Raw genomic sequence first — 23,568 nt, 5'->3', positions numbered from 1 at the left:
TTTTTAATTTAATTTTTTAATATTTCGATACTGCCATTTCTTATCAATTTTTATCAACCTTTATCAATTCTTATCAAGGTTAGCTAATCAAAAATCCACTTGTAAAAGAAGTCCTAATGAGAATTTCGTTATCTCGATGAAGCCAATAATTCTTTTGCTATTTTTGTTTTTAATCAGCTGTCGTGAACCTTGGAACAACCCTTATAGTGATTTTGATAAAAACAAAAAAGTATTACTTTCTGCATTAGCGGATGAACCTAGAACCTTAGATCCCATTAAAGCAACTGATGTTATTTCCATCACTATTCTTTCCAACATCACAGCTACTCCATATCAGTATGATTACAAAGCCAGACCCTTGAAAATGATTCCTCTCTTAGCAAAAGATTATCCAGAAACAGGATACAAATCCCATAAAAATCAGCTTGTTTATTATTTTCGTTTCGAACTCAAAGAAGCCTATTATTATCCTGAAGAATGTCTTGGCAAAAAGAAACGTCCTATCTTAGCAGAAGATTTCATTCTGATGTTGAAGCGAACCGCCAATCGTAAAATCAATCCCTTTGCATTCCCACTTTTGGATAATATCATTGGTTTTATGGAATATTCACAATATTTAGAAACCTTCCCCCAAAAAGAAACAATGGAAATGTATGAACGAGAAATCGAAGGAGTAAGAAAATACAATCAAAACGGAATCGAGATTCTTTTAAAAAAACCTGATCCAAGGATTCCATATTTCTTTGCTATGACGGCTTCCTCCCCTTTGCCAAAAGAATGTTTGGAATACTCACTACGAAATCCAGAATATTTACTGGACCATCATCCTATCAGCTCTGGAGCTTTTTATCTACACGAATGGAAACGAAATCAACGTATGATTTTACGAAAAAACCCTAACTATTATGAAACTAGTGAATATTTTCAAGAATCTTTACCTCGCATCGAAGAAGTGTATTTTCATATCATTCGTTCCGGTCCTACGATTTGGACCTTGTTTCGTCAAGGCTATATCGACCGGATTGGACTCAATCAAGACACTATGCAGCAAGTTCTGGATGGAACGGTTCTCTCAGAAAAATACCGAAAGATGGGAATACTTCTCACTCAGGCAAAAGAACCTGTCACTTATGGTTGGGTTTTCAACTTGCGAGATCCTATCTTCAAAAACAATCCTCATCTTCGAAGAGCGATTGCTTGTGCCATAGACGTAGAAGAATTGATTTTTCGTTTTTTTCGCAATCGAGCCATACCTGCGAATGGACTCATACCACCCGAAATGGAAGGACACTTAGAAGATGACCCTCTCATAAAAAAATACCCCATAAGGAACTGCCAACACCTTGTTCCAGAGTTGCTCACAAAAGCAGGATATCCACCAGGACACCCTCAAGGTAGAGACAAAAATCAAAAACCTCTGGAACTTCGGCTAACAGCAGTGGCAGGCGGTGCAGGAACAGCCGTTTATCGTTTCTACACAGAATCCCTGGCAAAATACGGAATCGAACTCAAAGTGGATTTATACGATGCTCCGACCTTTTTCGAAAAACGCCATAAGGGTGAGTTTCAAATTGCTGGTTGGGGATGGGGAGCTGATTATCCCGATCCACAAAACTTCTTTCAATTGTTTTATAGTAAAAACATAGAAACTGGGTATAACGAAGCTGGCTACATCAACCCAGAATTTGATCGACTCTACGAACAACTATTAGAAACCACACAACCTGAGATTCGAAAGAACTTGGTTTATCGTATGAACGAGATACTACTACGTGATCTACCCGTAGCTTTTACATTCCATCCTGTTACGTTTTCTATCCAATGGCCATGGCTTGAGCCTATCATCCCACATCCATTAGATCTAAATCAACTCAAATACCGAAGTGTGAACCCAGAATTTCGTTTTCAAAAATGGTTAGAAATAAATTCTTTGTTTTAGGGAGATTCTATGTGGAAGTACATCCTTCGAAGGATTCTTTACACTATTCCTATTGCAATAGGAGTCTATACAATCACCTTTTTGCTTTTTCATCTTCGGGACCCCATTGCCATAGCGAAGGTGCATTTACCTCAAGCTCCTTTGCCCGTTTTACAAGATTGGGTTCGTGCCAACAACTATCATTTGCCACTATTTTTGAATCTGCCACATCATGCTGAAGAAGTTCGTCCTGATGGAAGGGTTCATCCCGAATTTAAAGAAAAAAGCATTTTTTATTCTCGTTATTTTCTAGGCTTAAAGGATCTCATTACCTTCAATTTTGGCAAAGACAAAAACAATCGGGATATTTTAGAACAAATGAAGGAAAGAGCAATTCCCTCTTTGAGTGTGATGTTCCCTGCTTTTGTGATTTCTATCTTTATAAGTTTGTTTTTTTCTTTGTTGTCGGTTTATAGTCCCCTTTGGGTAGATAGGACCATCAGTTTTTTTGCCGTAGTTTCGATGAGTATTGCTATTCCTGTGTATTTATTATTAGCAGGATGGATTTTTGGAAGCTTTCTAAAGATAGTGCCTATTTATGGTGATCCTTTACCAGCCATCATCGTAGCTGTGATTGCGGGTTTAGGAGGACAGATACGTTTCTATCGCACCGTGCTTATGGATCAAAAATACCAACTTTTCGTGAGGGCTTCTCGTCTTCGGGGAGCTACAACATGGTATGTTTTGATTTTTCACGTGCTACGAAATGCCTCAATCCCTATCTTGACCACAGTGATGATGAGTCTTCCTTTTTTGATTACTGGTTCCTTATTATTAGAACAATTTTTTGGAATTCCTGGCATGGGGGACATGATGTATTCTGCCATTATTTCTCAAGACTTTCCTGTCATTCGAGCCTTAGTCTATTTGGGAGCTTTTTTGTATATGTTAGGAAACGTTCTAACGGATATTTCTTATGCTTTTGTGGATCCTCGAATACGTCTGGAGTAAGTCATGAATCAAACCCAACAAAGACTCAAAAAAATCAGCTACATCATCGTTAGTATTTACTTCGTGATTGGGCTTTTGGATTTGATTTCCTTTCGAGACTCAATGGGGGCAAAGTTTTCTTTATTGGACGCTTTGTTTGTGAAAGTTCTCAATGTTCAAAAAGAAAGAACCTACACCGAGCCCTTTGGTTTATATCGAGAATCGAAGCACTTTGAAAAACCCAAAGGACTTCACATCTTAGGAACCGACATCAACGGAAACGATGTCCTATTACAAACCCTCAAAGGAGCAAAAACGGCATTACTTTTGGCAATTGGAGTCAATTTGATTGCCATTCCCATCGGGATAGTTTTAGGTGTGATTGCTGGCTATTTCGGTGGTTGGATTGATGATATCATTCAGTGGTTTTATACTACAGTAGCTTCGATTCCTTGGCTATTGTTCGTGATTACTTTTTTGATGATTTTCGGTAGAGGCATGATTTGGATCATCATAGCGATTGGTCTTACCAGTTGGGTGGAATTGGCACGCATTGCTCGAGGAGAAACCCTAAAGCTCCGAGAAATGAATTTTATTAAATCCTCACTCATTGTGGGAAAATCCCATTTTCGTATCCTTTGGGAAGAAATCCTACCCAATCTGAGTTCCATTGTCAAAATCACCTTTGCGCTTTCATCTTCACACATCATCGTTGCCGAAACCGTCCTGACGTTTATTGGAATTGGCATAGAACCCGGAAGTTCTTCTTGGGGGATCATGATTGCAGAAGCCCCAAGGGAACTATTAAGAGATCCTCCTATTTGGTGGAACTTTTTTAGCGCCTCTTTTCTGGGAATACTTCCTTTGATTTTAGCTTTAAACATTCTTGCAGAGGAAAGGTAATCATTCTTCTAACAATTTTGTGATGCGTTCCAGTTGGTGTTGAAAAAAGGTTCTGCTGTATTCATGAAAAAATTCAGGTTCCTCTTCAGAAAGAATTTTTTGTAAAGTTGCTTGCGCTCTTTTTAGTGAGCCTGAGATTTCATAGAGTTGAAACTTGAGATACCAAAGCTGCAGTTTTTGTTTTTTGGGTAGTTCATTTTCAGAAATTGACTCGGCTACTTGTAGAGCTTGAGGGTATTTTTTTTCCCGAAACAAATAATGTGCTTTGTAAAACTGAATGAAAACATTAGATAGAAACTTCTTTTCTGCTTGATGAAGATACAATTGTGACTTTTGGAATTGCTGTCTTTGATAGAAAAAATCTATCAAACCTATCCAATATTCTATTTGATCCGGATGTAATGCAATGGCTTTTCGAAAATGTGATTCTCCCAAAAGATCCTGGCGTAGCTCAAAATAGTTCTTCCCCAAGTAGTAATGAGCTCTTGGATAGTTCGGAAAAAAATATAAAATTTTTTGAAAATAAAAAACACTCTTTTGATAGTCTTTTTTTAAATAATAGAGTCGACCTAAGTTATACAAGGTTGCAAAGAAAAGGGGATCCCATTGATACAATTCCTCTAAAGCTTGGATGGAAACCTCGATTCGATTTGTCTTCAAAAAATACGAAATGACTTCATTATGATATTCTCCTATATCTGTAAAATCACGTCCTAAAAATTTCATCAAAAATGGCTTTTGTTTTTGAAATTGCTGGGTAGAAACGGGATTTTTTCTACAAAAGACAAAGTCTGATGGATCCAGCTCAAAAAGAAAAGGTGTTTTCGGGAATGTTTCTAAATATTCCTGCTCAGAAACTAAAACCTTAGGAAACTGCAAATAATCAAAAGAAATAAAATCCTTAGTCTGTGGGAATAAAACTTCATTTAACAAAATAAAAAAAACAAAAACTATTTCATAAATGGATTTCACTTTCACAAATAGATAAAAATAATGGACTCAAAAAATAAGCAAGCCACTAACTCCAAGGAGAGTAAAGAATGAAAAGTTATGATCTTGTGGTGATTGGTTCAGGTCCTGGGGGATATGTTGCGGCAATAAGAGGAAGCCAATTAGGACTCAAAACTGCTATTATCGAAAAATCAGAACTTGGCGGTGTGTGTTTGAATTGGGGTTGTATTCCCACAAAAGCATTGCTTGATAGTGCCCACTTGTATGACAAAATCAAGAAATCTCAAGAATTCGGAATAAAAACCTCTCAAGTGGAAATTGATTTTCCTAAAATAATTCAGCGTTCTCGTAGTGTTGCCAATCGAATGTCCAAAGGTGTTGAATACTTGATGAAGAAAAATCAAATCGATGTTTATTACGGCTTTGGAAAATTCAAAGATACTTTTACCATTCAAATCTTTAAGCAAGAAAATTCAAACGAAGTGATAGAAGAACTGCAAACCAAAAAAACCATCATTGCTGTGGGAGCTCGTGCAAAAAATTTACCTCATGTTTCCATTGATAACACTTACGTGATTGATTATAAAAAAGCCATGACGTTAGAGTCCCTTCCCAAAAAGCTATTGATTGTCGGCGGAGGTGCGATTGGGGTAGAATTTGCTGATATTTATAATCTTTTGGGAACAGAAGTAACCTTGATTGAAATTTTACCTCAAATCCTACCCAACGAAGATGAAGAAATATCCAAAACCCTACAAAACATTTTTAGCAAACGAAATATCAAAATCCACACCCAAACAACTATCAGAGAATTCAAGATTCAAGATCATAAAGTTCATGTAGAATTACAAAAACAAGAACAAGAAATTATAAAAGAAGATTTTGATCATGTTTTACTTGCGGTAGGGATTCAAGCCAATACAGAAAACCTGAACTTAGATAAAGTTTTTGTGGATTTAAAAAAAGACAAAATCATTGTGAATTCATACTATCAAACTACGAATCCAAACATTTATGCCATTGGTGATTGTATTGAAACTCCTGCTTTGGCTCACGTGGCAAGTCATGAGGGAATTCGTGCCGCAGAGCATGCTTATTTAAGCCTAAAAAAAGAAAAAAAAGTTTCCACGAACTTTGATGTTCAAATAGAACCCATTCGTTACCAATGGATACCATCATGTGTATATTCTCAGCCTGAGATTGCTTCAGTCGGACTTACCGAAAAAAAAGCAAAAGAACTCAATTACAATTACATTGTGGGTAAATTTCCTTACCAAGCTTTAGGAAGAGCTCATGCTGCAAACGAACGAGATGGTTTCGTCAAAGTGCTCATCGACAAAAAAACCCACAAAATCTTAGGTATCCACATTATAGGCAAAAATGCCACAGAAATCATCGGAGAAGGTATGGTGTCTTTATATGGGGAACTACTTCCTGAAAACATAGCCAAAATCATGCATCCCCATCCTACGATTTCCGAATCCCTCATGGAAGCCTTTGCCCAAAGTATAGGAGAACCTATCAACATTTAGCAATGCTGAAGATTTATTTAATACGTCATGGAGAAACAAACTTCAATAAAGAAAAACGCCTACAAGGAGGGATAGAAACCGAACTCAATGAAAAAGGGATAGAACAGTCTAACCGTTTAGCGAAAACCTTAGCAAGTGAAATCCCGAAAGTAGATTTTCTCTTTACCTCTCCTCAAATAAGAGCAAGGCAAACAGCCGAAATTTTATATCAAACCTTTCAAGAAAAGCAAATCCCAATCGAGCAATTCGAAATGAATGAACTCTTACGAGAAATTCGTTGCGGAAGGTGGGAAGGGAAACTGATCAACGAAATCGAAAAAGAAGAACCAGAACTCTTCTTTTTAGTCAAAAACTCTGTGAACGTGCCCTACCCAGAAGGAGAAAGCATAATGGATGTTAAGAACCGTGCTGAGAAGTTTTTCTCTCACTTGTATTCCCTCAACAATCACTCAAATCTAACCACTATAATTGTATCTCATGGAACATATATCAAAACCCTTAGTTCTGTCATTCTTTCTTTCCCACTTGAGTTTTCTTTAAAAACGATTTTATCAAATACAGGAACAAGCTTGATAGAAGAGAAAGACAGACCTTTAAACTTTAAACTTATCTACTGGAATTCTACAAAGCACTTGTGATTTGATGAACTAAAGCTGATTTAAAATTTGAAGGATTTTCTTATATAATTCTACTTTTTCTTTCTCAAGCTTTAATGCTATGACTTGTCCCGTTTTTGTTTTTATACCTTCTGCTTCTTGGAGTTTTTGATTATATTTTTGTATAAGTCTTTCTTTGTTTTGCTTCAGATAATTTCGGCTCAATAAGTATACATCTTGTTTAGTTTCGATAAAAATGATGTCTTGAAAGGATTTTGCTCCCATACTAATAGACTGAAATAAATTCTGTAATTCTCGTTTTTGATTTTCAAAATCTTTTAAAATAATTTTTTCCGTTGGTAAAAAATCCCTCTCTAAATAACCTTCTATTCTTTTGATAACGTTTTTATAGAGCTCCATAGAAAAATTTATGTTTTCTTTGGTATCTTTGCTTTCTTTAGTTTTTCTTTGGGTTTGTGTCTTTGTTGTTTCCTTTTCCTCAACGACACCTTCATCAAACTTTAGTTTGTTTTTTTGATAATAATCTTTCCAAAATTCTTTTAAAGTATGTCGACTGATTTTTCCATTGATGATTTTATAAAATATTTTTAGCCAAATGGGAAGTTTATCTAAATAAGAATCAGAAATTAGTTTGTCCAAATCTTCTCTTAAATAAGAAGGGATGATGTTTGATAATTCTTGTTCACTTCTATCATGGTATCGAAACATCTGCTCAAGGATTCGAATGAAATGAACATCTTTGATTTTTCTGAAGAGTTCTTGTGCCTGTTCGATAGCCCTACCGATGCTTTTTTTGTCATTCCATAGAAAATAGATTTCGTTATAATGTTTCGCTTCTGGATGCTGAAAATCGTAGATAGGAATCGTTGCAAACAAAATTGATGGCATACCTCCTTTTAAAATGTAATCCAGGACCCGATCCGAAACCATAGATTTATCTCGATTTTTAACTCTTAATATACCACTTGCCTTCGTTAAACGTTGGATCAATTGCTTTAATTCTTCTTTATCTTGTTCTAATTTTTCTTTTTCTTGATGTTTATGAATATATTCATGTATCCCAAGAATATCAGTTGCTAAAAGTTGTATTCCTTTGGGGAAATTTTGAGGCTGACTTAAAATGAAATTTGAGATAAAATTCGCTTGCTCGACACGATTGAAATTTTCTAATTTTTTGATTTGCTCAGATGATAGTTGTTCAAAGATAACTTTTTTTGTAATTTCATTCATAACCAAATCCAGCAAAAGATGAAAATGAGATTGTATGATTTCTATGTTATTCACTAACAAAATATCTGTTGAAATTTGCAGTTTCCTTTTGATGGTAACTACATGATTTTCTTTTGTTAGCTGGTATAGTAGTGGTTTTAGTATATGCTCTTTGATTTTTTGGTTTACTATATTGATTCGACTTAGGTCCTTATCCGTAGGATTATAGATTTGATTCTTATAAAAATAAATCTTTTTCAACATATAATTAATTTGTCCATATTCTAAGATTTCTTCTAGCTCATCTATTGATTTATACAGTTGGATTCTTTCTTTGAGTTCATTGATTGGATTATAATCATGAATATGATTTCGTATTGCCACCATAGAGTTATGTAAAACCTGCATAATCGATTTTTGTAAAAAATCCAAATTATCTCTAAAAGGGATTGCTATCTTGGTGATAAAATGAAACTTATTTTGAAAGTCAAATCGGAGTTCCCGTAATATTGCAATAAAAGCTGGCTCATGAGCTGCTAACATAAAATAATAACGATAAATTATTTCTTTCGGGGGAAGAGGGGTTTTATCACTAATGGCTTTTTTACGAAACTCAAGGTCCTCATAGATTTCTTTTTCCGTAGGAATGTAATTTTCTGATTTTTTGGCTTCGTAGAGATTGTAGATGGTTTCGTAAATTTGTGATAATATTTTTTGGTTATCTATCAAATCCTTGTCTTGAGTGAAATTACGAGGATTTAAAAAAAAATTCCTTGCTTGATTTGGCAGGTAAAAACCTTTTATTTGTGGTTCATTTGAATCTTTCTTTTGTATTTCTTCCATAATTCATGGATTTGTTCAAAAAAAGTATTTTTTCCTTTTTTCAGAAAACTTATCAAAAATGTATGAAACACAAGCACAACAAAATACAAATAATACGTATACAAAACCTCGTATTCTCCTTTTATATTAATATGTATTGACGTATTCCAATAACCATAAACAAACAAAAAAATCACGAAAAGGTTAATGATCAGTTGAATACTATAAGTTAGTTTGTGATGAATCACCATAAATAGAAAAGTTGTTAAAACGGGCAAAGAAAACCAATACCATTTTTTGGTTCTAAGGTAGATGGTTTCCAATTCATCAAATTGGATTTGATATGAAAACCAGGGGAAAACTACCATCAACAAAAGAAGAATCGAAACAAATAATAAAACCCAGAATTCATAAGTAAAACCTTTAAAATATTCAAAAAGAAACAGAACTAAATTTCTCCAGCCTTTGTATAAATACAAAAACCAAAACTTATAAAAAGAAAGAAATTCCATTATTCTTACAAAATGAAGATAACTTCTAGTTCCACCGAAGCATTTAAAGGGAGAGAACAAACACCAATGGCAGAACGCGCATGAATGCCATTTTCTCCAAAAATTTTTACAGCTAAGTCGGAAGCACCATTCGCAACCAAATGTTGCCAAACGAATTGAGGTGAAGATGCAACATAGGCTGTTAACTTCAAAATCCCTTTTATGGAGTCAATATCAATTACAGAGCTCGCAGCAGCTAACGCATTCAGAAAACATTGCTCCATAGCCTTTTTGCCTTTTTCTATATCTTCTTCTTTGTCTAAAATTCCCACGGAAAGAAGGTTCCCCTCTTTTAAGGGAAGTTGACCACTTGTATAAATCAAACCATTATGGATTTTCGCTGGGATATATGATGCAACTGGCTTTGGAATTGAGGGTAATTGGATTTGGAGTTCTGACAATTTTGATTTTATCATTAATGTGCATTTTTTTTCGAAAAGCAAAACATCAAGAATATTTCTCTTAGAATTTCTAGAAGAAAAATATTCTTGATGTTCAAAATTATAATGTTATTACATATTGAGGATCACTTTCTTTGATGCTGCCTCTTTGATGAGTCCTGCTGCAATTTCGTTTTTTTGGATTTGACTGGTTCCCTCGTAAATCTGTAAAATCTTTGCATCTCGGAAATACTTCTCAACTGGATAATCTTTCACATATCCATAGCCACCAAAGATTTGGACTGCGTTCGTTGCAACTTCCATTGCTATATCCGCTGCATAACACTTCGCCATAGCAGAGAATTTCGCTGTCTCTTTGTGTCCTTGCTCTGCCAAAATAGCTGCCTTGTATGTTAACAACCTTGCTGCTTCGATCTTCATAGCCATTTCTGCTAACATATGTTGAATTGCTTGAAATGTCACAATTTTTACTCCAAACTGCTCTCTTTCTCGTGCATATTGCATAGCTGCATCAAATGCTCCTTGAGCTAACCCCACAGCTGAAGCAGCAACAGCTGGACGTGAAAGATTCAAAGTCTTTAGTGCTTGAACAAAACCGTTGTTTTCTTTTCCTCCTACTAAATTTTCGGCAGGAATTTCACAATCCTCGAAGATTAACTGTCTCGTCTCCGAAGCACGTATTCCCAATTTGTCTTCTTTTTTACCGAAACTAAATCCAGGAGTTCCTTTTTCCACAATGAAGCAGCTTATACCACGTGGTCCTCGACTTTTATCTGTGATGGCAAAAACAGTATAGACATGAGCTTGCCCAGCACCTGATATCCATTGCTTCGTTCCATTAAGGATATACTTATCACCTTTTTTTACCGCAGTGGTTTGAAGTGCTGGCACATCTGAACCTGCATTTGGTTCGGTCAAGCCAAAAGCTGCAATCAACTCACCTGAGGCAATCCTCGGAAGCCATTTTTTCTTTTGCTCTTCCGTCCCTCCAACTTCAATTGGAAGAGCTCCTAATTTGGTAGCTAAAAACGAAGTTCCGATCCCCAAGCATCCATAAGCTATTTCTTCTGCTAAGATTATGTTCGCCATCATTCCCAACCCCATTCCACCATATTCTTCATCAAACATCGCTTGAAAAAGTCCTGCTTCTCGAAACTTTTCTAAAACTTTCCACGGATATTCGTTTTTTTCATCTAATTCCTTTCTAGCAGGAATGACAACTTCCCTCACAATCTCCCGAACTAAATCACGAAGTGCTATCAAATCCTCTGAAAACTGAATTGGAATTGAAAGTTCTGGTATCTTTGCTTCTTTCGATAATAGTTGATTACTTACTGCCATAATATCAAATAAACTAAATATCCTTTTAACTTCAATGAAAAAAAATGTGATTCAGTTATTTTGAAATTAATTTTTAAACCATAACCTGTTGTTTTAGTTTTTTGATTTTTTAAAGATAACACAATAACCCGTAATTTCTTTGTATATATTATATTACGTTGGGTAATAAAAACAGAATGAAGATATAAACATGTTAAGCTTTTTTGTGATGATAATGTTTATCTTGTGGAACTTGATAGACTTTTTGAAGTCAAGTTTTTCTGGTTTTTCTACACTATTTCTGTTGCCACATGCTTATCATGTTTACCACCTAATCACATTCTCGAAGAAATATTGACAAATACCGATTAACAGTGTACTCCTGTGGTTCAGTGGTTTAGAGTTATACCTTTACAAGCTAAGGTATGTACTAATCCTTAAACTTTAAACTTTTTGTTTTGTAATGTTAGTAGCAAAACATCTAATAAGAAAAGAAAGAATAAAGTTAGGGTCTTTTTATACTCCTTCAGTTATTGTAGAAAAAGCTAAAGAACTGCTTTTCCCTTTTTTCAGCGCTAATACTGTTGTTATAGATCCTGAAGGTGGATACGGGGCATTTATAAGATTTGAACTTTCGATTAGCCAACATTGATTCTGTAGCGGTAGAATACTTGAAAAGAAATTATTCTCCAGAAAGGGTTTTTTACACAAATGCATTAATAACGCGAAAAGTATAACATCTAAGTGATGATTTTTTAACAATAGTAGGTAATCCCCCTTATAATGATTGGACCCCCCTTTGAGTTTGAATTTTTGTTTTCCAGCATAAGTTTTATGTTAAAAGAAATTCAAACTACGGACGGAATGATTCACAAGTATCCAAAAAAGGGAATATCAAGCTTAGGACTTTATTTTCATACTTTTAGAGATATAAACTCTTTGCTTCATAATAGAGATTTTTAAGCCCTACTAACTTGACTATTCCTATTGTATGGGAAAATCTTAAATGTTATGCTTATATCTCTTAAGCACTTTATTAAGGGAAGAGGAGTAAGAAAATTTTGGTTTTGCGGTAACTTTTCTCTTCTGATTGATAAAGAATTTTATGCTAAGTTGGCAATTCCCCCAATGTTCCTTTCAACAACCGAAAACCAACCTATAGAAAGATCAGGCATACCATCCAGCTTAGCCTATAGAATGAGTATATTATATAAAGAACGCTACATAGTAATGAAAGATTCCACAGGGTTTGGATAATGATGATACGGCAAAACTCAACTATATCAAAAGCAGACAGAAAATTATGCTTACACTTAAATAATGCGGTTTAATTTCTTACTAAACGTATTTTTTTGTCATGTTATAATTTTCATGAAATTGATGATTTTCATCTTATGTTTCTTGACTTTTCATTTTTTCTGAATGTATTGGAAATATGACAGTCATAAATGCAGAAAAAATTCGAATAGAAAATGGTCAATTAAAGGTTCCAGATTTCCCTATTATTCCCTACATTGAAGGTGATGGGACAGGTCCTGACATTTGGGCGGCAGCCGTCAGAGTGATTGATGCCGCAGTAGAAAAAGCTTATGGAAACAAACGAAAAATTCAGTGGAAAGAAGTCTATGCAGGAGAGAAGGCATTCCAAAAATTTAATGATTGGCTACCTCAAGAAACCATAGATACGTTTCGTGAATACTTAGTAGGTATCAAAGGACCTCTGACCACTCCCGTTGGAACGGGGATTCGTTCGTTAAATGTAGCTCTACGACAAGAATTGGATTTATATGTTTGTTTACGTCCAGTTCGATGGTTTAAAGGAGTGCCAAGCCCTGTTAAGCACCCTGAACAAGTCGATATGGTAATTTTTCGTGAAAACACAGAAGACATCTATGCGGGAATAGAATTCAAAGCAGGAACAGAAGAAAATAAAAAGTTTTTAGAATTATTAAAAGAACATTTTCCTCAGTACTACAAAAAAATTCGATTTCCTGAAACATCTGGTATTGGTATCAAACCAATCAGTAAAGAAGGTTCTTATCGATTGATCAAAGCCGCCATTGACTATGCCATCAAGAATAACCGAAAAAGCGTGACTTTAGTCCACAAAGGAAACATCATGAAGTTTACGGAAGGGGCATTTCGAGATTGGGGATATGAACTTTCAAAATCAATGGGTTCTATCGATCTTGACGGGGGTCCATGGCAAGTACTTAAAGTCAATGGAAGAGAAATCGTTATAAAAGATGCAATCGCAGATGCCTTTCTTCAACAAATACTAACACGTCCAACAGACTATGACGTAATTGCCACCATGAACCTCAATGGTGATTATATTTCTGACGCCTTAGCTGCTCAAGTGGGAGGCATAGGAATCGCTCCAGGTGGAAACATCAATTACGAAACGGGTCATGCCATTTTCGAAGCAACTCATGGAACTGCACCTAAGTATGCTGGTTTAGACAAAGTAAATCCAAGTTCTGTGATACTCTCAGGAGAGATGATGTTAAGATATATGGGTTGGAATGAAGCCGCCGACAAAATCATTGAAGCTATGGATAGAACCATTTCAAAGAAAATCGTCACTTATGACTTCGCAAGATTGATGGAAGGTGCCAAAGAAGTTCGAACTTCTGAATTCGGAAATGCTTTGATTGATAACATGTGATCCCAACCCAGCTTTTGCTGGGTTTATCTCATAATAAAAATTCATCTATAATGAATTACTTTTTCTTTTTATTTTTGCTATTAGCTATTTCATGCACTAACTATTCATCACAAAAGATATCCATCAACCCAGTGATTATACTTTCTACAATAGAAGGCTCATCGGAAACAACAAAAATCAAAGGTATAGAAAGAACAAGTAATGGTCATATATTGCGGGTTGCAGCTCAGAATGTTGAATACACGTTCAAAGGATATAAATTATTTCAAGCTCCTACCGAAAAAGAAGTTTTTCTTTTACCAAAAGAAAACGGAATTGATTGTGTAAATTTCATTCAGCGTCCAAACTACGGTATCATTTATATCATGGAAGTTTCCGAAAACCCCCGAGGTCTCGCTAATCTTTGCTATTTCCCTATAAATCTAACACAAGGTTATTTTGTATCAATTCGGGTTGTAAGTTTTATTGGCATTCTTGAAAATGTTTCTTCTCCCTCAAATGCAGTTAAAGTTCCTTGATTTCGTCTTATTCAAAGATTGATGATTTTCTTTTTTCTCTTTTGTTTGAGCAATTCATAATAATGCTTTAGTAAGAGTGCACTAATACCTTCCCAAGTAAATTTTTTTAATTTGTGATATTCATTTTTTATATTCATTTTTAGCTTTTTCAATCGATTGGGGTGCTTAATTAATTGTTCCAAATATTGGTACCAAACCTCATGAGAGTTCTTCTTATGAAATGGAATCAAAATTCCTGTCTTTTTGTGCTGATATATCAGTTTCGAGGCAGCATACGAATAAGCTATAATTGGTAGACCACTTGCATAAGCTTCTAATACCACATTTCCGAAAGTTTCTGTTTTGCTCGGAAACAAAAACAAATCTGACGAAGCGTAAATTTTAGATAGTTCTTCTTTCTTTTTTGCCCCCAAAAAGAGGATCTCTTTATACTCTTGTTCTAACGTTGAACGATAAGGTCCATCACCAACAAACATAAGATGAATGAACGGATATTTTTTCTTTAAAGAACGAAAAACATCACACACGAGCTCTAAATTCTTTTCTAGAGCAATCCTGCCAACATAAAGAAACAATAAATCATCTTTTTTGACGTTCCATTCTTTTCGGAAATCTTCATCATATTTGGAATAGTGAAAATTTCTTATATCCACTCCTCTTCCTAAAACTTTTAAATTATTTATTCCTTGTTTCTTTAATTGAATTTTGATTTCTCTTGTTGGAACAAAATTCAAATCACACTGATTATGAAAATAAATTAAGTAATACTTAATAAATTCACTGAGAAATTCTATATTATAAAACTTTAAATAATCAGTAAAATTTGTTCGGTAATCAGAAACAACAGTGATTCCTAATTGTCTTGCAACCAATAATCCCATAAAACCTAAGGGACCTTCAGTCACAATATGAACGACATCAGGCGAAAATGCTTTTATTGAATCATAAACTCTTTGATAAAAAGGTAATCCCAACTTAACTTCTTTATAAAATGGTAAATTAAGATAAGGGAAAAACACTTCCTTTATATGTGGTTGAATTTTGATTCCTATCAAATCATCCTCAGGTCTTAAAACTAGGATTTCATGATGTTGTTTTAAAATCTGAATAATTTGATACAAAGAATGCGCAACACCGTTTACATCAGGTGGATAAGTATCAGTTATAAATGCGATTTTAATTGGACGAGAAGAATTTTTTCTATAACTATGATAAACTAACATCAATTTCTTAATACTCATCAGTATGAATAAAAAATAAAGAATATATTACAATTTCTTGTAATATTTATCATAATTTCAAAGCGAGTAGAATATTAACTCATCATAATACAAAAAAATCTTAATTGGGATTCTAAATGAATTATAATCAGTAATTTTAAATTTTTTCTTAACTCTGCTATTTAAACAAAATAAAAGGCAAATTTTTTATAGAAATCAAATACATTTAAAGTGATTTCTACAAATAACAAACACATAAAAAAGGTTGTCAATGTCTTAAATTTTGATTTTTATAAAATTAGAATAATTTTAAAATACTTTGATTTTTGAGGGTTATCATGATAGAAAAGAAAAAAAGAGAAAGAAAAGCAAAGGATAAACAAGATGAGCAAAAGCATAACATGAAGTTCAAACTCTCAAAAAGAGAAGTGGCAGAGCTACTACGAAATAAAGGTATCAACCCCACAAGTCAAAGGATAGAAATTGCACATTTTATTTACCAAAAGCCCCAACATGTTTCAGCCGAAGAAATTTTGAACCATTTAAACAAAGATTATGAAAAAGTAAGCCAAGCAACAGTATATAATACCCTTAAATTATTTGTAGAGAAGAATGTTGTTCGTGAATTGATTTTTTCTTCTGATAGGATTTACTATGATTCCAATACTACCAAACATCATCACTTCCTTGATTTAGAAACAGGAAAAATTTATGACATTCCTGCTTGCTTATTAAGCTTACCCGAATTAGATAAAAATGTACTAGGAAATATAGAAGTGGAGGAAATCAACATTCTAATTAAAGGAAAGTTCAAAATCAAAAAATAACATTTTATTTCATCTCCTCAAGAAGATACTCAGAGAATAGCTTTTTTTGGTTATTATAATCTTCTTCAAAGATGGGAACGGGATAATTCCCAGTGAAACAAGCATCACACCACTGAGAAAGTAATGAGTTTTCTGTTTCCATTGCTTTGAGAGCCATTTCAATACTTAAATAACCCAGCGAGTCCACACGTAGATATTTCTTTATTTCTTCAATGGTATGAGTGGAAGCAATCAATTCACTCCTTGTTGGTATGTCAATTCCATAAAAACAGGGGAATCTCGTTGGGGGTGCACTTATTCGTAGGTGGATTTCCTTTGCACCAGCATTTCGTAGCATCTTTATTAACTTTCTTGATGTGGTTCCACGCATGATTGAGTCATCCACAACAACGACCCTTTTACCATTCACAACACTTTTAACTACGTTGTATTTTATCTTAGCTCCAAAGTCTCGAATTCTTTGCTCAGGTTCAATGAAAGTTCTCCCAATGTAATGTGAGCGAATTAAGGCTGTTGTATAGGGTATTCCACTTTGTTCAGCATATCCAATGGCAGCTACAATGGACGAATCAGGAACGCCTGTTACAATGTCTGCATTTGCAGGGTGTTCTAAAGCTAAAAACCTACCTAAATTTTTTCGAACATCAAAAACCGCTCGATTAAAGATAAAAGAATCAGGGCGTGAAAAGTAGATGTTTTCAAAAATACACAATGCTTGTCTTTCAACTTTCGAAAATGGGAAAAAACTTTCCATTCCTTTTTCTGTGACCCGAATGATTTCTCCTGGTTCCACATCTCTTATGTAGTCTATTTCCGTAATATCAAAAGCACAGGTTTCTGAAGCAAACGCAATCGCCCCTGATTTATGCTTACCCATTACTAAAGGTCGAAAACCATACGGATCTCGTATTGCATAAAGTTCATTGGGATTTAATACTAATAAACTATAAGCTCCTCTTATTTCTTTCAACGCAAATACCAATGCCTCTAAAAAATCCTGTTTTCTACTTTTTGCCATTAGATGAAAGATAATTTCAGTATCTACAGTAGTTTGAAAAATAGAGCCTTCTGATTCTAATTTCTTTCGTATTTCCCATGCATTTACTATATTTCCGTTATGGGCTAAAGCAAAACTCCCCAGACGAGAATCTACCCGAATGGGTTGAGCATTCCTTAAAAAAGAAGCTCCTGTAGTAGAATATCGATTATGTCCTATAGCCGCATGACCAATTAACATTTTGATTTTAGCTTCATCAAAAACGTGAGCCACCTGTCCCATTCCAGCATATCGATATAATCTCTCACCATCAGTGGAAACAATCCCAGCACTTTCCTGCCCCCGATGCTGTAGGGCATATAATCCTAAATAAGTAAAATTTGCTGCTTCTTCATTTCCATAAATCCCAAATATTCCACATTCTTCTTTTGGATAGAAATCAGATACTTTTCGAAGGAATACTGATTTTGATTTCATTTTTATTTTCCTAAATATTTCGTTTTTTGTAATAATCAAGTAAGAAATCTACAAGAATTGAGAATCCTCTTCCTTAAGGAAATTAAATCCTAAAACTTTTATAAAAAAAATTATTATAAATTAGGAATTCAAAAAAACTTTTTAAACATAAGAAAAATTCATCTATTTAAAACTCATTAAAAGTTAAAAAAGTTGATCTGTTTTCTAATCAACATCGGATTAAGAACTATTTGTTTACTGAAATTTTAATTCTAAATAGTTTGATTTTAAAGTCTTTATATTCTAAAAAAATCAAAAAATACAAATTTAGAAGAATTTTTATTGAGAAGGTAGTCTTATTGAAAATTTCATTTTTATGGATATGGATAAAGAAGAAAAGACTTTTGATCTTAAATCTTTACGAAGGGAATATCAAGGTACTAGACTTTTAGAGGAAGAGATGGATGAAGATCCCATAGAATTTTTCAAAATTTGGCTACAAGAAGCTATCAAAACAGAAAAAGAACCGAATGCTATGACATTAGCAACTGTAGGAGTTGATCATTATCCTGATGCAAGAATTATGTTACTCAAAGAAGTTAATTCTGAAGGTTTTGTTTTTTTTACAAATTATGAAAGCAAAAAAGGAAAAGATTTGGAAAATCAACCTTATGCAACGTTAGTTTTTTTTTGGAGTGAGCTTTTTCGTCAAGTTCGTATTTTTGGGAAAGTTGAAACAACTTCGGAAAAAGAAGCAATAGAATATTTTCAGTCTCGTCCATATGAAAGTCAAGTAGCGGCATTGATTTCAAAACAAAGCCAAATCATGAAAAATCGAGACGAAGCGGAACAGACATTCCAACGAGCTCTCATAGAATTTCAAGGCAAAACAGTCCCAAAACCCGAAAAATGGGGTGGATATATCTTAAAACCTTTAAAGATTGAATTTTGGCAGGGTCGTCCAGCACGCTTCCATGACAGAGTAATCTACGAAAGAACCTCTCTTAAAGAAGGTGAATGGAAACGATACCGTTTATACCCATAACCCTTCAAGAATTCCTTTTTGAAAATTGACATTCATTTGTTGATGATCATTTTTTAAATTTTCTATTTTTTGATTTGGTTTTCTTAGCTCGTTTAGAATTTCTTTAGTTAAAGAATAATGTTGATAATAAAAGAATGATAATATCCCCATCATAACACTAAAAAGGAATGTTATCATCCATTGAATAAAACCAATTCTTTTATTTAAATCATGAAATCTCTGATGCACTTCCATAAATCTTTTATCAATGTTTTTCATCTGATCCTCAAATCGTTTATCCATCAGTTCTCTTTGTTCCTCAAATCGTTTGTTCATGTCTTCAAACCGCTTGTTCATTTCCTCAAATCGTTTATTCATATCATTAAACCGCTTATCACTATTACTTATCTGCTCCTCAAATCGCTTGTTCATGTCCTCAAACCGCTTATCAATCATCTCGAATCGCTTCTCATTATATCCTTTATGTTCTTCCAAACGCTTATCTATGAAGTTTATTAGATTGATTAACTGATTTCGGAATTCTTCTGTATTACGAGTCATATTTTGTAGTATCTGGTCTAAATCTTCAGCTTTTAGAAAATGTTCCTTCTCTTGAATAAGTAAATCAGAAAGTTCATACAATTCAGTCTCAAGCTGGGAATATTCAGCTTCTTTTAATAATGATATGATCCTTTTAATCTTTTCTTTAGTGATTTCCTTAATTCTCATAGATAAAAAAGTATCTAATAAATAGTTTCTGTAAATTCTTTTCCTATAGAAAAGCTACAAAATGTGAATTAAATACAATTCTCAGTTTACTAAATATTTTATTTATTCAATGAACAAGTTTAAACTTTCACTTTATGTGGGATTACTTCTTTTTTGTGTTTTTCTACACGTAGTTGAATGATTTTATGTTTTTCTTTCTTCATTATTATAAACTTTAAATTCTTGTATTCAAAAGCTTCATCAATCTCTGGAAATCTTCCTAATTGCTCTATAATAAAACCCGCCACTGTTGTATAAGCTTCTGATTCCGGTATCACATCTTCGCTAATGAACTCATTGAAATCAAAAATGTTACAACTTCCATTCACTAAGAAGGTATTATCATCTATTTTTAAAATTTGATTTTCTGATTCTTTTCCTTCACTTACATCTTGAATCTCACCTACGATTTCTTCAAGAATATCTTCTAATGTTAAAAGTCCAGCAGTTCCGCCGTATTCATCAACAACGATAGCTATTTGAATTTTTCGTTTTTGCATTTCTTGCAAGATTTTGCCTATTTTCATACCCTCTGGGACAAAGAAGGGTGGACGCATGATCTTCGAAATAGCTATTTCTTCATCACTAAGTTCTAAGTTCTTTTTCCAAAACGCCCGCAAAAGATCTTTGATATGTAATATGCCAACGATATTATCTAAGTTTTCTTTATATACAGGTATCCTACTATACATTGTTTCTAATACTTTAATTAATTCTTCCCTCTTAGCGTTTACTGGTAATGCCACCATATCCACTCTTGGCACCATCACTTCTCTTGCATCAGTTTCATTGATTTCAAAAATGTTCTCAATCATCTCATGCTCGTTGGTTTCAATTGTGCCTTTCTTCACTCCTTCTTCAAGCAAGTGAAGTATTTCCTCAGCTAAAAGTTTAGTTTCAGAGAAGCTTGTTTTATCTTTAAAAGGCTTCAAAATGAAATTACTAGAACTTATCAAAATTTGGCTTAGATAATAAAATAAACTGTTAAAAAAAGAAATCGGATAAGCCAAAATAAGAGCTACTCGCTCCGAATGATTCAAAGCCAAGGACTTTGGCACCAACTCCCCGAGAACAATTTGCAGATACGTAATAAATAAAACAACAATTGCAAAAGAAATCGCATCTACGAAAGGAAGAAGCGAATTAGGTATTGGCAAATTTTGTAATAATTGAGAGATTTGCTCTACTACCTTTACTCCGCCAAAGACGGAGGCAATGGTTCCAACTAACGTGACCCCAATCTGAATAGTAGCAAACAAACGATTGGGATCATTTTGTAATTGTCTAATGATTTCAGCTCCCTTGACTTTGTTCTCAATTAAAGATTTAACTCTACTTTTTTTTATTGTAATTAAAGCTATCTCTGAAGCTGAGAAAAAACCATTCAAAAGTGTAAGTAAAATAAGAATAAAAATGTCAGTCATAGCTTATTATAGATAAAAAAGTTGAGTGATTAATGTTAAAAAAATTAAATTTTGAGTAAAATAGTCAATCTTAAATCTAATATTCATACCTTACTCAAATTGATTTTATACAAAAATTGAATTAATTTGAATGACAAGTAAAAATATATATTTTTAGCAACCATAAAATACGGAATTGACTCTATGGTAAATTTATGATTTACTATCATTGAGGTGCCATCATGTATTCTCCAAGGAGTGGCTCATTGATACACTACAAAAGTCAATATGAAATCCAAAGAATGAGGGATGCAGGCAAACTCGCAGCAGAGGTCCTATATGAGACAGGATTGAGAGTTAAACCAGGTATTTCCACATTAGAATTAAACGATTTTGCTCATCGTTTTACAATCAAAAAAGGAGGCGAAAGCGCACCACTAAACTACAAAGGTTTCCCTAAAAGTATATGCACATCCGTCAACAACGTGGTCTGCCATGGCATACCAAAAAAAGAAGAAATCCTAAAAGAAGGGGATATCATCAACATAGATATAACAGTTCGGTATAAAGGCTATCACGGGGACACATCAAAAACATTCGCTGTAGGAAAGATTTCAGAAAATGCAAAAAAACTCATCGAAATAACAGAAAAAGCCATGTGGGTGGGGATACAAGCTGTCAAACCAGGCAATCGAATATGTGATATTGGGAATGCAATCGAAGAATTCATCAAACCTTATGGATACGGAATAGTAAGGGAATTAGCTGGTCATGGAATAGGGAAGAACTTTCATGAAGAACCCATCGTTCCACATTATAAAAACAATGAAGTTAAAATCGTAATGAAGCCCGGAATGACATTCACCATAGAACCCATGATCAATGAAGGGACATATGAAGTCATTTTCGACGAAAATGATCATTGGACAGTTCGAACTAAAGATGGAAAATTATCTGCCCAGTTTGAACATACCATCTTAGTAACACCTGATGGTTACGAAGTATTAACACTACTTAAATAGTCATTCATTTTGATTAATGCAGAATGGGAAGTTTTTTCTTTTAGTTATAATCTTATTTTTTCATAATTGTAAAAGCTATATTGTTATAAATTCAGAAATTCTCTATTCAACCATCACCTTAACTGATAGTAAAATCCAGTTCCAAGTTCCATCCCATTGGGAAATTTTTTTTTCTTCTAAACGTTTTTTTCATTTTTATGGTAAGGATCCAAATCAAGTATACGGTCCTATGATGGAATATAGAGGACTTCCCAATCCAACAAAGACAAAAACTGAACGAGAACAATATGCTTCAGGTTGGTATAAAGCCATCAATTTGAATTATAAAAACTGGAACTACATAGAAAAAAACTACATAGAAATCGAATTCAATAATAAAAAAATTTATAGTTATCAATTTTTAGGTTCTTTCGATGACGGACAAGTAAAAGTAAAAAAGCTTGGATTTTTAAGATTTTTTGATGATAGAATCCACGCTATTTATTATACCTGCGAAGACTTTACTTTCACTCAGTGTATGGATACCTTTATGAAAATAGACAATAGTATCAATTATGAACCCAAAATACCTACTTATTAAAAAATTAGAAATTTCTTGTCATATCAAGCTAAAACAAAAGTTTAAAAAGCAATGGAACTTATCAGATATGGAATCATCATAGTGGGTTTGATCCTTGCAGGACTCGGAATTTTCCATCAATTGATTGTCGGTGCCATTGTTACAAACATTGATGGAGATGAAAAAGATCTTAGACTATACTTAATGAGTTGGATTAGTCATGGAGCATATATAACTTTTAGTGGGATTTTGCCCGTCATACTTCTTTTTTACCATTCAACTTACGAAGGAGCTATCTCTACTACATTAATTGTATTAGGTTTTGCTCTTTTAATTCTTTCAATCCACATAGCAATCACAACTTTGAAATTTAAGATCCCCATGATTTTGGCAGAATTTGCTTTTTCTATCTTACTTTCAGTTTTGTTGTTTACTTTTTACTTTTTGCAATGAGGGATTATTTTTGATTGCAAACACCATAGCCACAAAAACTTTATGTTATGATCATTTTAAGAAATTTTGAAGAATTCATTTACTCACTTTTAAGAGCAGTCAGTGGTTTTTTGTTTCTTCAGCATGGTATCCAAAAAATCTTTGGTGGATTGGATGGCAAAATAGCAACCTTTGGTTCTATTTACTGGTTTGCCGGGATGATTGAATTGGTTGGAGGAATTTTAATTCTCGTTGGCTTATTTACAGCAATTGCCGCCTTTATAAGTAGTGGTACGATGGCAGTCGCCTATTTTGGATGGCATGCCCACAAAAACTTTTGGCCCATCCTGAATAATGGTGAATTATCAGCTCTTTACGCTTTTGTCTTCCTTTATCTCGCAGCAAGAGGCGATGGCAAATTCAGTCTCATGCGTTTTATCAAAAAAACTTAGAAACAAGA

24 protein-coding genes are annotated in these 23,568 nt (G+C 33.9%); 15 read left to right on the top strand and 9 right to left on the bottom strand.

The window, feature by feature from the left end; all coding sequences use genetic code 11:
• The first annotated feature begins 136 nt into the window (after positions 1-136).
• Genes NZ853_03595 through NZ853_03585 form a run of 3 tightly spaced genes read left to right on the top strand, consistent with a single transcriptional unit; the run spans position 137 to position 3,811 of the window.
• Positions 137-1,939 (top strand): ABC transporter substrate-binding protein, encoded by a 1,803-nt coding sequence (locus NZ853_03595; protein MCS7204758.1) that lies wholly within the window; start codon positions 137-139, stop codon positions 1,937-1,939.
• Between the two features lie 9 nt (positions 1,940-1,948).
• Entirely contained in the window at positions 1,949-2,929 is a 981-nt protein-coding gene (locus NZ853_03590; GenBank protein MCS7204757.1) for an ABC transporter permease, read from the top strand.
• A 3-nt stretch (positions 2,930-2,932) separates the two neighbouring features.
• Entirely contained in the window at positions 2,933-3,811 is an 879-nt protein-coding gene (locus NZ853_03585; protein MCS7204756.1) for an ABC transporter permease, read from the top strand.
• Here the strand turns inward: NZ853_03585 and NZ853_03580 are convergent, their stop codons facing one another.
• Positions 3,812-4,783 (bottom strand): tetratricopeptide repeat protein, encoded by a 972-nt coding sequence (locus NZ853_03580; GenBank protein ID MCS7204755.1) that lies wholly within the window; start codon positions 4,781-4,783, stop codon positions 3,812-3,814.
• Positions 4,784-4,851: 68 nt separating this feature from the next.
• Here NZ853_03580 and lpdA point away from each other — a divergent pair, with 68 nt between their 5' ends.
• Both lpdA and NZ853_03570 read left to right on the top strand, forming a co-directional pair.
• A complete protein-coding gene (lpdA, locus tag NZ853_03575) occupies positions 4,852-6,294 on the top strand; it encodes a dihydrolipoyl dehydrogenase (protein ID MCS7204754.1) in 1,443 nt (480 codons plus the stop codon).
• Positions 6,295-6,296: 2 nt separating this feature from the next.
• The gene (locus tag NZ853_03570) at positions 6,297-6,932 is read left to right on the top strand and encodes a histidine phosphatase family protein (GenBank protein ID MCS7204753.1); all 636 of its coding nucleotides are present in this window, start codon (positions 6,297-6,299) and stop codon (positions 6,930-6,932) included.
• A 9-nt stretch (positions 6,933-6,941) separates the two neighbouring features.
• On the opposite strand, the gene NZ853_03565 is transcribed toward NZ853_03570, so the two are convergent.
• The 4 genes from NZ853_03565 to NZ853_03550 form a co-directional block, all read right to left on the bottom strand.
• Positions 6,942-8,963, bottom strand: coding sequence for a hypothetical protein (locus NZ853_03565; GenBank protein ID MCS7204752.1), 2,022 nt, complete (start codon positions 8,961-8,963; stop codon positions 6,942-6,944).
• The gene (locus NZ853_03560) at positions 8,921-9,454 is read right to left on the bottom strand and encodes a hypothetical protein (protein ID MCS7204751.1); all 534 of its coding nucleotides are present in this window, start codon (positions 9,452-9,454) and stop codon (positions 8,921-8,923) included. Before NZ853_03560 ends, NZ853_03565 begins: the two co-directional genes overlap by 43 nt.
• Before the next feature lie 5 nt (positions 9,455-9,459).
• On the bottom strand, positions 9,460-9,909 hold the full coding sequence (locus NZ853_03555) for a RidA family protein (protein ID MCS7204750.1): 450 nt from the start codon (positions 9,907-9,909) through the stop codon (positions 9,460-9,462).
• A 96-nt stretch (positions 9,910-10,005) separates the two neighbouring features.
• Positions 10,006-11,235: an acyl-CoA dehydrogenase family protein gene (locus tag NZ853_03550; protein MCS7204749.1), complete on the bottom strand. Its 1,230-nt coding sequence runs from the start codon at positions 11,233-11,235 to the stop codon at positions 10,006-10,008.
• A gap of 442 nt (positions 11,236-11,677) precedes the next feature.
• Here NZ853_03550 and NZ853_03545 point away from each other — a divergent pair, with 442 nt between their 5' ends.
• The 4 genes from NZ853_03545 to NZ853_03530 all read left to right on the top strand — a co-directional run bounded on the left by NZ853_03545 (position 11,678) and on the right by NZ853_03530 (position 14,400).
• Positions 11,678-11,866: a hypothetical protein gene (locus NZ853_03545; GenBank protein ID MCS7204748.1), complete on the top strand. Its 189-nt coding sequence runs from the start codon at positions 11,678-11,680 to the stop codon at positions 11,864-11,866.
• A gap of 359 nt (positions 11,867-12,225) precedes the next feature.
• Positions 12,226-12,471, top strand: a complete 246-nt coding sequence (locus NZ853_03540; GenBank protein ID MCS7204747.1) for a hypothetical protein — start codon at positions 12,226-12,228, stop codon at positions 12,469-12,471.
• A 178-nt stretch (positions 12,472-12,649) separates the two neighbouring features.
• On the top strand, positions 12,650-13,882 hold the full coding sequence (gene icd / locus NZ853_03535; GenBank protein MCS7204746.1) for an NADP-dependent isocitrate dehydrogenase: 1,233 nt from the start codon (positions 12,650-12,652) through the stop codon (positions 13,880-13,882).
• Between the two features lie 50 nt (positions 13,883-13,932).
• A complete protein-coding gene (locus NZ853_03530; protein MCS7204745.1) occupies positions 13,933-14,400 on the top strand; it encodes a hypothetical protein in 468 nt (155 codons plus the stop codon).
• Between the two features lie 11 nt (positions 14,401-14,411).
• Here the strand turns inward: NZ853_03530 and NZ853_03525 are convergent, their stop codons facing one another.
• The gene (locus NZ853_03525) at positions 14,412-15,623 is read right to left on the bottom strand and encodes a glycosyltransferase family 1 protein (protein ID MCS7204744.1); all 1,212 of its coding nucleotides are present in this window, start codon (positions 15,621-15,623) and stop codon (positions 14,412-14,414) included.
• Positions 15,624-15,958: 335 nt separating this feature from the next.
• Between NZ853_03525 and NZ853_03520 the strand changes: the two genes are divergently transcribed.
• Entirely contained in the window at positions 15,959-16,447 is a 489-nt protein-coding gene (locus tag NZ853_03520; GenBank protein ID MCS7204743.1) for a transcriptional repressor, read from the top strand.
• Between the two features lie 4 nt (positions 16,448-16,451).
• On the opposite strand, the gene purF is transcribed toward NZ853_03520, so the two are convergent.
• On the bottom strand, positions 16,452-17,921 hold the full coding sequence (gene purF, locus NZ853_03515) for an amidophosphoribosyltransferase (GenBank protein ID MCS7204742.1): 1,470 nt from the start codon (positions 17,919-17,921) through the stop codon (positions 16,452-16,454).
• A 361-nt stretch (positions 17,922-18,282) separates the two neighbouring features.
• Here purF and pdxH point away from each other — a divergent pair, with 361 nt between their 5' ends.
• A complete protein-coding gene (gene pdxH / locus NZ853_03510; protein ID MCS7204741.1) occupies positions 18,283-18,945 on the top strand; it encodes a pyridoxamine 5'-phosphate oxidase in 663 nt (220 codons plus the stop codon).
• Here pdxH and NZ853_03505 read toward each other — a convergent pair.
• Both NZ853_03505 and NZ853_03500 read right to left on the bottom strand, forming a co-directional pair.
• A complete protein-coding gene (locus NZ853_03505; protein MCS7204740.1) occupies positions 18,934-19,653 on the bottom strand; it encodes a hypothetical protein in 720 nt (239 codons plus the stop codon). The two genes, pdxH and NZ853_03505, sit on opposite strands and share 12 nt — an antisense overlap.
• Before the next feature lie 119 nt (positions 19,654-19,772).
• On the bottom strand, positions 19,773-21,116 hold the full coding sequence (locus tag NZ853_03500) for a hemolysin family protein (protein ID MCS7204739.1): 1,344 nt from the start codon (positions 21,114-21,116) through the stop codon (positions 19,773-19,775).
• A 245-nt stretch (positions 21,117-21,361) separates the two neighbouring features.
• On the opposite strand from NZ853_03500, the gene map reads away from it, so the two are divergent.
• The 4 genes from map to NZ853_03480 are packed head-to-tail and all read left to right on the top strand — an operon-like array spanning position 21,362 to position 23,560.
• Positions 21,362-22,117 carry a type I methionyl aminopeptidase gene (map, locus tag NZ853_03495; GenBank protein ID MCS7204738.1) on the top strand — a complete coding sequence of 252 codons (756 nt, stop codon included), beginning with the start codon at positions 21,362-21,364 and terminating at the stop codon, positions 22,115-22,117.
• Between the two features lie 16 nt (positions 22,118-22,133).
• Positions 22,134-22,697: a hypothetical protein gene (locus NZ853_03490; protein ID MCS7204737.1), complete on the top strand. Its 564-nt coding sequence runs from the start codon at positions 22,134-22,136 to the stop codon at positions 22,695-22,697.
• 51 nt (positions 22,698-22,748) lie between these two features.
• Positions 22,749-23,129, top strand: coding sequence for a hypothetical protein (locus NZ853_03485; protein MCS7204736.1), 381 nt, complete (start codon positions 22,749-22,751; stop codon positions 23,127-23,129).
• A gap of 47 nt (positions 23,130-23,176) precedes the next feature.
• A complete protein-coding gene (locus NZ853_03480; protein ID MCS7204735.1) occupies positions 23,177-23,560 on the top strand; it encodes a DoxX family protein in 384 nt (127 codons plus the stop codon).
• Positions 23,561-23,568 lie beyond the last annotated feature (8 nt).

The sequence above is a fragment of the Leptospiraceae bacterium genome (assembly GCA_025059995.1).
In the GTDB taxonomy this organism is placed as follows: Bacteria; Spirochaetota; Leptospiria; order Leptospirales; family Leptonemataceae; genus SKYB61.
Note: the sequence above shows the minus strand (reverse complement) of the source record. Positions and strands in the feature narration are given on the sequence as shown.

Excerpts from the sequence above, each read along its gene's own strand:
- NZ853_03595 (MCS7204758.1), top strand. The coding sequence starts at position 137 with ATGAAGCCAATAATTCTTTTGCTATTTTTGTTTTTAATCAGCTGTCGT.
- NZ853_03590 (MCS7204757.1), top strand. The coding sequence starts at position 1,949 with ATGTGGAAGTACATCCTTCGAAGGATTCTTTACACTATTCCTATTGCA.
- NZ853_03585 (MCS7204756.1), top strand. The coding sequence starts at position 2,933 with ATGAATCAAACCCAACAAAGACTCAAAAAAATCAGCTACATCATCGTT.
- lpdA (MCS7204754.1), top strand. The coding sequence starts at position 4,852 with ATGAAAAGTTATGATCTTGTGGTGATTGGTTCAGGTCCTGGGGGATAT.
- NZ853_03570 (MCS7204753.1), top strand. The coding sequence starts at position 6,297 with ATGCTGAAGATTTATTTAATACGTCATGGAGAAACAAACTTCAATAAA.
- NZ853_03565 (MCS7204752.1), bottom strand. The coding sequence starts at position 8,963 with ATGGAAGAAATACAAAAGAAAGATTCAAATGAACCACAAATAAAAGGT.
- NZ853_03560 (MCS7204751.1), bottom strand. The coding sequence starts at position 9,454 with ATGGAATTTCTTTCTTTTTATAAGTTTTGGTTTTTGTATTTATACAAA.
- NZ853_03555 (MCS7204750.1), bottom strand. The coding sequence starts at position 9,909 with ATGATAAAATCAAAATTGTCAGAACTCCAAATCCAATTACCCTCAATT.
- NZ853_03550 (MCS7204749.1), bottom strand. The coding sequence starts at position 11,235 with ATGGCAGTAAGTAATCAACTATTATCGAAAGAAGCAAAGATACCAGAA.
- NZ853_03545 (MCS7204748.1), top strand. The coding sequence starts at position 11,678 with ATGTTAGTAGCAAAACATCTAATAAGAAAAGAAAGAATAAAGTTAGGG.
- NZ853_03540 (MCS7204747.1), top strand. The coding sequence starts at position 12,226 with ATGCTTATATCTCTTAAGCACTTTATTAAGGGAAGAGGAGTAAGAAAA.
- icd (MCS7204746.1), top strand. The coding sequence starts at position 12,650 with ATGACAGTCATAAATGCAGAAAAAATTCGAATAGAAAATGGTCAATTA.
- NZ853_03530 (MCS7204745.1), top strand. The coding sequence starts at position 13,933 with ATGAATTACTTTTTCTTTTTATTTTTGCTATTAGCTATTTCATGCACT.
- NZ853_03525 (MCS7204744.1), bottom strand. The coding sequence starts at position 15,623 with ATGTTAGTTTATCATAGTTATAGAAAAAATTCTTCTCGTCCAATTAAA.
- NZ853_03520 (MCS7204743.1), top strand. The coding sequence starts at position 15,959 with ATGATAGAAAAGAAAAAAAGAGAAAGAAAAGCAAAGGATAAACAAGAT.
- purF (MCS7204742.1), bottom strand. The coding sequence starts at position 17,921 with ATGAAATCAAAATCAGTATTCCTTCGAAAAGTATCTGATTTCTATCCA.
- pdxH (MCS7204741.1), top strand. The coding sequence starts at position 18,283 with ATGGATAAAGAAGAAAAGACTTTTGATCTTAAATCTTTACGAAGGGAA.
- NZ853_03505 (MCS7204740.1), bottom strand. The coding sequence starts at position 19,653 with ATGAGAATTAAGGAAATCACTAAAGAAAAGATTAAAAGGATCATATCA.
- NZ853_03500 (MCS7204739.1), bottom strand. The coding sequence starts at position 21,116 with ATGACTGACATTTTTATTCTTATTTTACTTACACTTTTGAATGGTTTT.
- NZ853_03490 (MCS7204737.1), top strand. The coding sequence starts at position 22,134 with ATGCAGAATGGGAAGTTTTTTCTTTTAGTTATAATCTTATTTTTTCAT.
- NZ853_03485 (MCS7204736.1), top strand. The coding sequence starts at position 22,749 with ATGGAACTTATCAGATATGGAATCATCATAGTGGGTTTGATCCTTGCA.
- NZ853_03480 (MCS7204735.1), top strand. The coding sequence starts at position 23,177 with ATGATCATTTTAAGAAATTTTGAAGAATTCATTTACTCACTTTTAAGA.